The 11491-nt window shown below is 43.2% G+C and carries 10 protein-coding genes; 1 reads left to right on the forward strand and 9 read right to left on the reverse strand.

Annotated features, from left to right (window positions below):
* Window positions 1-691: 691 nt before the first annotated feature.
* From radA to ald, 5 genes are all read right to left on the reverse strand, one after another.
* Window positions 692-2050 (reverse strand): DNA repair protein RadA, encoded by a 1359-nt coding sequence (gene radA, locus WKT00_RS08610; protein WP_101695863.1) that lies wholly within the window; start codon window positions 2048-2050, stop codon window positions 692-694.
* A gap of 99 nt (window positions 2051-2149) precedes the next feature.
* Window positions 2150-2563, reverse strand: coding sequence for an endosialidase (locus WKT00_RS08615; RefSeq protein ID WP_101695849.1), 414 nt, complete (start codon window positions 2561-2563; stop codon window positions 2150-2152).
* A gap of 57 nt (window positions 2564-2620) precedes the next feature.
* Window positions 2621-5059: an ATP-dependent Clp protease ATP-binding subunit gene (locus tag WKT00_RS08620; protein ID WP_340263073.1), complete on the reverse strand. Its 2439-nt coding sequence runs from the start codon at window positions 5057-5059 to the stop codon at window positions 2621-2623.
* Window positions 5056-5439 carry a GntR family transcriptional regulator gene (locus tag WKT00_RS08625; RefSeq protein WP_101695847.1) on the reverse strand — a complete coding sequence of 128 codons (384 nt, stop codon included), beginning with the start codon at window positions 5437-5439 and terminating at the stop codon, window positions 5056-5058. The genes WKT00_RS08620 and WKT00_RS08625 overlap by 4 nt, the downstream gene beginning before the upstream one ends.
* A gap of 142 nt (window positions 5440-5581) precedes the next feature.
* Window positions 5582-6700, reverse strand: coding sequence for an alanine dehydrogenase (gene ald, locus WKT00_RS08630; RefSeq protein ID WP_173814673.1), 1119 nt, complete (start codon window positions 6698-6700; stop codon window positions 5582-5584).
* A gap of 314 nt (window positions 6701-7014) precedes the next feature.
* On the opposite strand from ald, the gene WKT00_RS08635 reads away from it, so the two are divergent.
* Entirely contained in the window at window positions 7015-7872 is an 858-nt protein-coding gene (locus tag WKT00_RS08635; RefSeq protein ID WP_173814674.1) for a MurR/RpiR family transcriptional regulator, read from the forward strand.
* A gap of 105 nt (window positions 7873-7977) precedes the next feature.
* On the opposite strand, the gene purD is transcribed toward WKT00_RS08635, so the two are convergent.
* The 4 genes from purD to purE are packed head-to-tail and all read right to left on the reverse strand — an operon-like array spanning window position 7978 to window position 11469.
* Complete coding sequence (gene purD, locus WKT00_RS08640; protein WP_340263078.1) at window positions 7978-9249, reverse strand: phosphoribosylamine--glycine ligase; 1272 nt, start codon at window positions 9247-9249, stop codon at window positions 7978-7980.
* A gap of 16 nt (window positions 9250-9265) precedes the next feature.
* Entirely contained in the window at window positions 9266-9892 is a 627-nt protein-coding gene (gene purN, locus WKT00_RS08645; protein ID WP_173814675.1) for a phosphoribosylglycinamide formyltransferase, read from the reverse strand.
* The gene (purM, locus tag WKT00_RS08650) at window positions 9886-10911 is read right to left on the reverse strand and encodes a phosphoribosylformylglycinamidine cyclo-ligase (protein WP_173814676.1); all 1026 of its coding nucleotides are present in this window, start codon (window positions 10909-10911) and stop codon (window positions 9886-9888) included. The genes purN and purM overlap by 7 nt, the downstream gene beginning before the upstream one ends.
* Window positions 10912-10959: 48 nt before the next feature.
* The gene (purE, locus tag WKT00_RS08655; protein WP_101695840.1) at window positions 10960-11469 is read right to left on the reverse strand and encodes a 5-(carboxyamino)imidazole ribonucleotide mutase; all 510 of its coding nucleotides are present in this window, start codon (window positions 11467-11469) and stop codon (window positions 10960-10962) included.
* Window positions 11470-11491 lie beyond the last annotated feature (22 nt).

The following is an 11491-nucleotide window of genomic DNA, read 5'->3' on the forward strand; positions in this document are numbered from 1 at the left end:
ATTGTTTGCTCTCTTGCGACAGCCATATTAGATTATCACATTTCATCGAGCTTGTCAACAACTTTTTTAACTTTTTTTGTCGCTCTTGCGTTTCTCAGAAGCGCTCTCTCGCGACAGCTATATTAGATTACCACGGATGTTTTGAATTGTCAATGTTATTTTTATTTTTTCTTCATTTTAGACAATTGATACAATTCAACTCTTCCAAACCGCTATTTCTTGTATTGTTTTACCATTTTTTTAGTTGTATCTTCCTCATGTGCTATTTCATAACTATTTCAATATAGTTATTTTAATAATAAGAGCGGATACCAACTTTTCCATTGATACCCGCCCTTATTTTACTGGCTCTGTCATTTTTTACCTCTTTCTTACGTCTCCAACTTAAATTTTAAATTCTTGGTGGTCCGTACCTTCCTTTCATAGATTTCAGTCGTCCATTCTGAATGTACATTCTTTTTCTTGAACACTGATTTACATCTATAAGATGATTACTAAGCAAATAACATCTGATCGTTTACAACTCGCGTTTGTCTTACGTTTCATTACTGTTATTTGTTATCTTTATACTACCACCAAGAGCTTTATTTGTCAAGCAATTTGTTTTATTTTTTTATTTTGTCTTTATATTTTAATTTCATTTTTATTTACCCTTGCTTTTTTTAGTTTTTTTATTTATTATCTGTATTTATTAGATTAACTTCATTGCCTGAACAACGCTTTTTATACCAATCAACTCTATTCCTTCCACCTTTCCAACGCTTTTCAAACACACTTCCGGCAATAAGCACGTTTTAAACCCCAGCTTTTTAGCTTCTGCAATTCTCTGTTCCGGCATCGTCACTGCGCGCACTTCTCCGCTCAACCCGACTTCCCCAAACACAATGGTGTCCTCTGCAATTGGCTGATTCTTATAACTGGATGCAATTGCCATTACAATTCCAAGATCCGCTGCCGGTTCATTCATTTTAATACCGCCTGCAATATTGACATATGCATCATATCCGGAAAGGGGAAGTCCTATACGCTTTTCCAAAACCGCCATCAAAAGATTCACTCTATTATAATCGAATCCAGCCGCCGTTCTTCTTGGCATTCCAAAATTTGTCTTACATACCAGCGCCTGAATCTCCATCAACATCGGTCTGGTTCCTTCCATTGCGCAAGCGACCACAGAACCAGATGCGTGTTCCGGTTTTCCATTCAACATAAATTCTGATGGATTTTCCACCTCTGCCAGCCCACTTCTCTGCATTTCAAAAACACCAATTTCATTCGTGGATCCAAATCGATTCTTAACCCCTCGAAGAATCCGGTAGGAAGCATGTCTATCTCCTTCAAAATATAAAACCGTATCCACCATATGTTCCAGAACCCTCGGTCCCGCAACCGTCCCCTCTTTTGTCACATGACCAACGATAAAAATTGAAATATTCATCCCTTTGGCAAGCTGCATCAGAATATTGGTTGACTCTCGAACCTGAGAAACACTTCCCGGCGCCGAGCTCACCGCTTCATTATACATAGTTTGAATAGAATCAATAATCACAGTCTCCGGCTTTTCTCGTTCAATCACCGTCCGAATCAGATCAAGATTGGTCTCACACAGCAAATAAAGATTCTCCGAAAAGTCTCCCATCCGATTTGCACGAAGTTTAATCTGTTTTAAAGATTCTTCCCCCGATATGTACAACACCTTCTTCTTGTTTTCCGCCAATCTCTGACAAACCTGTAAAAGAAGTGTAGACTTTCCAATCCCGGGATCTCCACCTACCAGAACTAAAGATCCCGGAACAATTCCTCCTCCAAGAACCCGATCCAGTTCTCCAATTCCAGTCTTAATCCTTTCATCCTCTGTTGTAGAAACGCTGGATAGCGTTACAACCTCCAGTTCCCCCCTGCTTTTTGCCGCCTCCACCGTTTTGGACAGCGTCATTTTTTCTTCCACAAAAGTATTCCATTCTTTACACATCGGGCACTGCCCAAGCCATTTACTTTCCTCATGTCCACAATTCTGACAGAAAAAAATACTCTTCTTTGCTTTTGCCATAATTCCTCCCTGATATCTGCAAAATTTGATAAAGAGAAAAGGGGCTGCTGCCACAGTCCCTTCCTTCAGTCAATCATAAAACGTTTTTCTATTGCTTTTCTATTTTTTTACAATCTTAACTTCAACGCTTTTACCGGATTCAAGTTCTGCACTGACACTCAGCTTTCCACTTAAATTCGTCTTCATGTCTCCTACATTCACACCATCCATATAGACAATATATTCACTATCCGCTTCCAATTCCAGTGTGAACTGTGCATCCTGGTCTCCTGACACTACAAAGGATACCAATTCTGCATTCGCTTTAAACTTCTCAACCGCTGTTCCCGGTACAGATTCATACACAAACATTCCGTTCTTTTCAAGCTTTGTGATCTCAGAAAATGTCTTCACCTTATACTGATCTCCCTGAAACGCAAATCCATCCAGCTTAGTCTTGCTTCCCAACGTATAATCTCCAAAACTAAGGGTTCCATCTGCTTCAGCTCTCAAAAGCTCTTTCACTGCTGCCATTCTTATAATCCTCCTAAGGTTCTTCTTTTGTTGTTCCTATTATACCGCAAAGCACTTTTAATTTGTAGCCTTTGCTTCAAATTTAATTTCTTTTTTAGACATTCTTGCAACAATCTGACTGCCGCGCTTGATTTCACCAGACAAAAGCGCTTCTGCCAGCCGATCCTCCAACTGGTTCTGTACAGCCCGGCGAAGCGGTCTTGCACCATATTTCTTATCCATTCCCGTTTCCACAATATGCTTTTTCACAGAATCTCGAATCTCCAAATCCATTTCCAGCTGTTCTTTTGCCCGCTTTTCCAGATCTTTGCACATAAGCCCTACGATCTTTTTCATCTGCTGTCCGTTCAATGGATGGAAGACAAGAATTTCATCGATTCGATTCAAAAACTCCGGACGGAAAATCAACTTAATCTCATTCATCACATTACTCTTCATTCGCTTGTAATCTCCAGATTCATCCTCTTTCGAATTAAATCCAAGCTTCTTCGGATCGATGATAGCCTGCGCTCCCGCATTGGATGTCATAATAATTACTGTATTTCTAAAATCCACCTTCCGCCCCTGTGAATCTGTAATATGTCCATCATCCAATACCTGCAAAAGAATATTAAACACATCCGGATGCGCTTTTTCAATCTCGTCAAACAAAATCACCGAATAAGGGTGCCGTCTAACTTGCTCACTTAACTGTCCACCATCATCATGGCCTACATATCCCGGCGGCGAACCAATCATCTTCGCCACGCTGTGCTTTTCCATATACTCCGACATATCTACACGAATCATAGAATTTTCATCACCAAACAAGGCTTCTGCTAATGCCTTGGAAAGCTCTGTCTTTCCAACGCCCGTTGGACCAAGGAATAAAAATGATCCTATCGGTCTCTTCGGATCTTTTAATCCGACTCTTCCTCTTTTCACCGCTTTCGCAACGGCCGCAACGGCCTCATCTTGACCTACAACCCGCTTATGCAAAGTCTGTTCTAACTTTCCAAGTCTTGCACTCTCTGATTCTGCCAGTCTCTGAACCGGAATCTTCGTCCACTGGGACACTACACCCGCAATATCTTCTTCCTGCACAGACAATCCCCGCTGCTCTTGTTTCTTCTGAAAACGTTTCTTGATCTGCCCCAGTTTCTTTTCTGCCATCTCCCTTTCCTGACGAAGCAAAGATGCCTCCGGCATATCTCCATTCCGAATCGCTTCTTCCATATCTACGGTCAGTCTGCTGACCGTCTTTTCCAGCTGCAGCATCGACTCCGGAACTTTAAATCCAGCAAGACTTACTTTGGAACACGCCTCATCTAACACATCAATAGCCTTATCCGGCAAAAAGCGATCATTGATATAACGCCCGGACAACCGCACCGCCGCTTCCAATGCCGCCGGATCGATTGTTACCCGATGGTGGTTTTCATATTTAGAACACAACCCTTCCAAAATATCAAGGCACTGCGCCGCATCCGGTTCTTCTACAGTAATCGGCTGAAATCTTCGCTCAAGCGCCGCATCTTTCTCAATATGCTTCCGATACTCCGAAATCGTTGTAGCTCCGATCAGCTGAAACTCGCCTCTTGCAAGGGACGGCTTCAGAATATTAGATGCATCCATTGCTCCTTCCGCACCACCGGCTCCAATAATCGTATGCACCTCATCCAGAAACAGGATCACATTTCCTGCAGATTTCACCTCTTGAATCAGACGCTTCATCCGCTCTTCAAATTCTCCTCGATACTTGGAACCCGCAATCATTCCAGCCAAATCCATTGTCACAATCCGTTTATCTTTCATACTCTCCGGCACTGCACCAGCTGCAATTCTGGCAGCAAACCCTTCGATCACCGCTGTTTTACCTACTCCCGGCTCTCCAACCAAACAGGGATTATTCTTCGTCCTTCGACTCAACACCTGCATCAGGCGCCCGATCTCTTCGTCTCTTCCGATTACCGGATCCAGTCTCCCCTGTTCTGCCTGCGATGTCAAATCTGTTCCGTACTGTTCCAGCACGCCATCTCTTCGGATTCTGCCATCGGATGCCATCTCTTCTTGATATATCTTCGGATCAATTCCTTCCACGTCCAAAATATCCTGATATAATTTCTGAAGATTTACATTCAGGGTCAGCAGAATTCTCGCCGCCACTGAATCTGAATCCTTCAAAAGTGCCAACAACAAATGTTCTGTTCCAATCCGATCCGAACGCATCCGAAGCGCCTCCGCTTTACTTTCCTCCAGAATATAGGACAGTCTCGGACTAATCTGCGGATACCCAAGGGGCGCTTCCTCTCCCACCGGAGATACCAGTTCTTCCACTACTTTCCAGATTTTCTCTTCCTCAACTCCGTTAGAAGAAAGAATCTGCCCTGCCACACCAGAAATCTCTTTCTGAAGTCCCAGCAGAAGATGTTCTGTTCCCACATAAGGATGATTTCTCTCTTTTGCAATCTTCTTCGCAGTCTGTATTACCTTGTTCGCCTGTTCCGTATAATTCATTCTGTCTTTCCCTTTCTATACTCGTCAAATATCTCGTCTACTAAAGCATGCACTTCCTCTCTGGAAATATTCTTACAGCATCCTTTCGCCAGAAGAATCTTAAGACGCTGCTTCATTCTAAGCAATGCCTGAGCCTTGTCTGCATCAATCGCAATCACCGCGCCTCTCCTTCGATCCAACTGAATAAATCCATCTTGTTTTAATACGGTATATGCTTTATTTACGGTATGCATGTTAATTCCCACATCATCTGCCATTTGGCGCACTGACGGAAGCGCATCTCCCTCACGAATCATATCCATCGCAATTCCCATAATAATCTGGTTCTGCAGCTGGACATAAATCGCTTCATCACTGTTAAAATCAATCTCTATCAGCATTTTGTCACCTCTTTTGATCTTTTGTGCCTTTTGTTATACATATATTAGCACAAAACCAAGAAGCCCACAACCCGAAGATTGTGGACTTCTTTCGCAACTTTGAAGAAATTAAGTTTAGAGATTTCTCTTTTTATAAAATTTATTAGCAAAGTGTTTTAATATCTACATATTCGTAGCAATCGAAACTGTCTGCAACATTCTTGCATGTAAGTTTTCCATCATATGTGTTAATCGCAGAATAAATAACTTCATTGTCTTTACATGCCTGCTCCAGACCCTTATTCGCAATCTGAAGACCATAATTTAATGTAGCATTTGTCAAAGCAATTGTAGATGTTCTCGGAACAGCTCCTGGCATATTTCCTACACAGTAGTGTACAACACCATCCACTTCAAAGATCGGATCATCATGATACGTAACCTTTGTAGTCTCTCCACATCCGCCCTGGTCAACAGCAACGTCTACAAATACAGCTCCCGGTCTCATTTCTTTGAGATATTTCTTCTTGAACAGCTTCGGAGCTGCTTTTCCAGGAATCAATACAGAACCAATAACAAGATCTGCATCCTTCACTGCTTTTTCAATATTAGCATCTGTAGAAACAAGTGTCTGAACACGTGCTCCGAACAAATCATCCAAATAAGCCAGTCTCGGAAGACTGATATCCATAATTGTTACATTGGCTCCCATACCAACAGCAATCTTACAAGCGTTCGTTCCTACATTACCGCCGCCAAGGATTACAATGTTCGCCTTTGGAGTTCCAGGTACACCTGCAAGGAGAACGCCTTCTCCGCCAAACGTCTTCTCCAGATACTTTGCACCCTCCTGAATAGAAAGACGTCCTGCGATCTGACTCATAGGAGCAAGAAGCGGAAGTCCGCCCTGCTTCGGATCATACAATGTCTCATAAGCAACACCCTTCACTTTTCCATCAAGAAGGGCATCTGTCTGCGGTTTGTCTGCTGCAAGATGAAGGTAAGTATAGAGGATCAGCCCTTCATGGAACAATGGATATTCTTCCGGAAGAGGCTCTTTTACTTTGATCATCATCTCAACGGTATCCCATACTTCCTTTGCCGTATCAATCATCTTAGCGCCTGCCTCTTCATATTCCGGATCCATAAATCCAGAGCCTACGCCTGCACCTTTCTCAATATACACTTCATGACCGGCATTCACATAACTCTTTACATTATCTGGTGTCATACCTACGCGGAATTCATTGTTCTTAATTTCCTTTACACATCCTACTCTCACTTTTCATACCTCCTGTAATCTGCTTCATTTGTTCTGCCATCTCATAGTTTCCGATCTCATTTCGAATAATTTTCTTCATCTTTTGAATTTGTTTGAAAAATATTATTCATTTGTTATTAAAATTATACTAACACACATACCAGTATTAATCAATAAAAGTTATTTTTTTCACGAAACTTTTAATTGTGTCATTCTTTTGTCAATTGCATTTACAATTTGTCTTGCATATTTTCCTGTTTCGTGATTAAATCTAAGTATAAGCAAAAGAACGAATTACTTCTTGAAGCAAAACAGCGATAACCGGAGGTATCAATATGAGTGATTTAAAAGAAATCATCTTGACCGCCAACCTGACCAAGACACAGAAAATGATCGCCAATTATATCCTGGAAAATTCTTCCGACGCCTGTTTTATGACCTCCACCGAAATCGCAATGAAGCTCGGAGTCAGTGAATCTTCCGTCATCCGTTTCAGCCGCTCTCTTGGATTTAGCGGATTTATGGATTTTCAAAAGGCTCTTCGGAAGGATTATCAGGATAAAGTATTGAGCATCTCAAGTTCTGTCACCGTACCGGCTCAGCGCGTGGCAAAACGCGCGCGACTCGACTCCAGTTCAGACTATATTCATCGCCATTTTCAGAATGCGGAAAAGAATCTGACGGCAGCGCTTGACAAAAACTCTGCGGATCTTTTTGAACGCGCTGCGGATCTTATCCTTGCCAGCAAGCGCAGATACATCTGTTCCACCCGTGGGAACAGCTGTCTGGGGGACTATTTCCTTCTATATCTGAAGCATATGGTTCCCAACGTGGAGACGACCTGCAGTGCCTGCATCAGCCCTATCGATCACATTTGCAGTATTACCCACGAGGACTGCCTGATTATCTTCAGCTTCCCGCGATACTCCTCAGCCGATAGAATTACTGCTGAAATGGCAAAAGAAGTCGGCGCTACCATCATTGTGATCACCGACAAGTCCGACTCCCTTCTGGCAGAATACGCAACCATCCTTCTGACGGTTCCCGTCGACAGTAACACCTTCTTCAACTCTATGGTTGCTGCACAATTTGTAAGCGAATCTCTGTTGGATACGATCAGCCGCAAATCCAAAGGGCTGGAAAAACGGCTGAAAAAAATCGACCGTTACCTCGGAGAACTGGGAAATTACTAAACACCCCTCAAAATGAAACAGATGGATCTAATAACGAAGCTTTCTTCCTATTATCAGATCCATCTGTTTCATTCTTTTCTATATACTTCCTACCATTCTTCTTTCCTATACTTCATCAATGGCTTTTCCAATGTCATGGCGCATATATTTATTCTCAAATTTTACCCACTCTGTTGCAGCATATGCATTTGCACGAGCTTCTTTTAAATCTTTTCCCTTCGCAGTAACTCCAAGCACTCGACCGCCGTTCGTTAAGAACTTTCCGTCCTTTTTGCAGGTTCCGGCATGGAAACAGTAATATCCTTCATGCTGATCAAATTCTTCCAAACCGTTAATCTCAAGTCCCTTTTCATACTTCACAGGATACCCATCACTGGCAAGAACCACGCAAACCGCCGCATTATCTTCAAACTGCAGGTCGATCTGATCCAGCGTTCCATCGATGCAGGCTTCTATCACCTCTATAATATCATTCTTCATACGAGGCAGTACTACCTGTGCTTCCGGATCTCCAAATCTTGCATTATATTCCAATACCTTCGGCCCTTCTTCCGTCAGCATCAGCCCGAAGAAAATCACACCTTTAAATGGTCTTCCTTCTGCCTTCATCGCATCAACTGTCGCCTGGTAAATATATTGGTTACAGAAGTCTTCCACTTCTTTCGTATAGAATGGGCTAGGAGAAAAGGTTCCCATTCCGCCTGTATTCAATCCAGTGTCTCCATCTCCTGCACGCTTATGATCCTGTGCAGAGGTCATGGTTTTGATAGTATTGCCGTCTACAAAAGAAAGTACCGACACTTCACGTCCTGTCATAAATTCTTCGATGACCATCTCATTTCCCGCAGATCCAAATTTCTTGTCCATCATAATCTCTTTGACGCCAGCTTTCGCTTCTTCTAAGTTCTGACAGATCAATACCCCTTTACCAAGCGCCAATCCGTCCGCTTTCAGTACAATCGGGAATTTTGCCGTCTCAAGATAGGCAATTGCCTGATCTGGATCTGTAAAATTCTCATATGCTGCTGTCGGAATGTGATATTTCTTCATCAGATCTTTAGAAAATGCTTTAGAGCCTTCCAAAATTGCCGCATTCTTTCTTGGCCCAAATGTACGGATTCCCTCTGCTTCCAGCTCATCTACCAAACCACCCACAAGCGGATCATCCATTCCTACAATAACAAGATCCACCTCTTTTTCCTTTGCAAACGCAACGATTTTATCGAATTCCATTGCTCCGATCAGGGCACATTCTGCAAGTTCTGCAATTCCTGCATTCCCTGGTGTACAATAGATTTTTTCTACCTTATCACTTTTGGCCACACAATAGGCAATGGCATGCTCTCTTCCGCCGCTTCCGACAATCAATACTTTCATCTTTTATGCTCTCCTTCTATTCCGTAATAACTACCCGGCCATCAGAAACCTTCACCCGGTCATTTGCAATCAGATCAATCGCTTCCGGAAGAATCTTCCACTCCGCCTGTTCCATTACCCGCCGCTGAAGCATCTCAGGCGTATCCCCAGGACAGACTTCCACCGCTCTTTGCAAAATAATCGGACCGGTATCCGTTCCTTCATCCACAAAATGAACCGTTGCTCCGACCACCTTCACACCTCGCTCAAGCGCCGCCTCATGCACTTTCAGTCCGTAAAATCCTTTCCCGCAGAACGCCGGAATCAAAGATGGATGAATATTGATCATACGGTTCCTGTAACGTTCAATCATCTGCGGCGGGATTACTACAAGAAAACCTGCCAATACAACCAAATCCGGGTTCATCTCATCCACCTTTTCCAAAAACCGCTCATTAAACTCTTCTCTGGACGCATAATCTTTTGGCGAAATGCATTCCGAATGGATTCCATGCTGCTTTGCCCTTGTCAGTGCGTATGCATTCTTATTATTGCTAATCACTCCGACAATTCTGGTATTCGTAATGCTTTCAGACTCCACCGCATCGATAATCGCCTGCAGATTCGTACCTCCGCCAGATACCAGCACCACAACGTCTAACATAATGTGACTCCCTTTTCTCCTGCTTCAATACGACCTACTACATACGGGGTATCTCCGGCTTCTCTGATCGCTTCCATTGTTCTATCTACATCCTTCGGATCAACCGCAACAATCATGCCCAGTCCCATATTGTATGTATTGTACATCATCTGTTCTTCAATATCGCCTTTTTCTGCAAGAAGTTTGAAAATCGGCGGTACCGGATAGCTGTCTTTTTCTACCACAGCATGAGTTCCTTCTACCAACATTCTTGGAATATTCTCATAAAAGCCACCGCCCGTGATATGGCTGCAAGCTTTCACCGTTACACCTTTATTCTTGATATTCTTCAATGCTTTTACATAAATTCTTGTTGGTGCAAGAAGGGCTTCTCCCAATGTGGTTCCCAGCTCTTCATAATAGGTATCCAAAGACTCTTTTGTCATCTCAAACACTTTTCTTACCAGAGAGAATCCATTGCTGTGTACACCGGAAGATGCCATTCCGATCAGTACGTCATTCTCTTTTAAGTTCTCTCCTGTAATCATATCTTTTCTATCACATACTCCAACTGCAAATCCTGCCAGATCATAATCTTCCTCCGGCATCAATCCTGGATGTTCCGCTGTCTCTCCACCAATCAGCGCCGCTTCTGACTGGAGACATCCTTCTGCCACACCGCTTACGATTGCAGCAATCTTCTCCGGATAGTTCTTTCCACAGGCAATGTAATCAAGGAAAAACAATGGTTCTCCCCCTGCACATGCAATATCGTTGACACACATAGCAACAGCATCAATTCCGATTGTATCATGCTTATCCATGATCATCGCCAGCTTTACCTTGGTTCCGCATCCATCCGTTCCAGACAGAAGAACCGGCTCCTCCATCTCCTTGATTTTCGCAAGGGAAAATGCTCCTGAAAATCCGCCCAGTCCACCAAGCACCTCTGGACGCATCGTCTTTTTCACATGCTCTTTCATCAGTTCCACAGATTTGTAACCCGCTTCAATGTCTACGCCTGCTTTCTTGTAATCCATACCCTATCTCCTTTGTGTTGTGATCCTTTGATATTTCTTCAAACCTTATTAACGATTCAAATATGCCTCATAACCAATCTCATCCAGTTTTGCAGCTTTGGCCTGCACTTCTTCTTTCATTTTTGCTGTATAAGCTTTCAACTTATCCAAAAGCTCTCCGTCAGACGCAGCCAAAATCTTTGCTGCCAGAAGTGCCGCATTCTTCGCTCCATCAATAGCAACTGTTGCAACCGGAACTCCCGGCGGCATCTGCATAATAGAAAAGACCGCATCCATTCCATCTAAATTCTTGCCGGACAGCGGAACTCCAATCACCGGAAGAGCAAATAATGCCGCGCACATTCCCGGAAGGGCTGCCGCCATTCCAGCTCCCGCGATCATCACTTTCATTCCCCGTTCTTCAGCAGTACGTGTCCACGCAATCAGTTCATCCGGTTCCCGGTGAGCGGAAATAATTGTCATCTCATAATCGATTCCCAACTCTTCCAGCATAACCGCTGCTTTACTCATCACCTTAAGGTCTGAGTCACTTCCCATAACGATTCCTACTCTTGGCATACTTTTCATCCTTTCTCACTGT

The organism is Dorea sp. ICN-14282, from assembly GCF_037890115.1.
GTDB lineage: Bacteria > Bacillota > Clostridia > Lachnospirales > Lachnospiraceae > Dorea_B > Dorea_B phocaeensis.